Raw genomic sequence first — 255 nt, forward strand, 5'->3', positions numbered from 1 at the left:
CACTTCAACTGGCAGCTTTCTGGATCCTTTGAGATATAAAGCTTGCAGCTTGGCAAGGTACTCGATGGCAGGATGCTCGCCGGTGGCCTGCCAGGGCAGCTTTGCAATGGCGACGAGCAACGACCGCACGGGGCGAATTCCATCAATCAATCCCTCGCGGACCAGGGAGGCCCTGCTCGGTGGTTTGCGTTTCTGGGTTTCGGTGATCAAGGCTTCAAGACGGGCACGCAACTCAGCATCTGGCACCGCACCTTG

General features: G+C 58.0%; 1 protein-coding gene. It reads right to left on the reverse strand.

The annotated features are described in order from the left end of the window. Positions 1 to 255: hypothetical protein (locus ACG01O_RS22270; protein WP_394387808.1), on the reverse strand; the 255-nt coding region annotated here is incomplete at both ends.

Source organism: Pelomonas baiyunensis (assembly GCF_043555935.1).
GTDB classification, from domain to species: domain Bacteria; phylum Pseudomonadota; class Gammaproteobacteria; order Burkholderiales; family Burkholderiaceae_C; genus Pelomonas; species Pelomonas baiyunensis.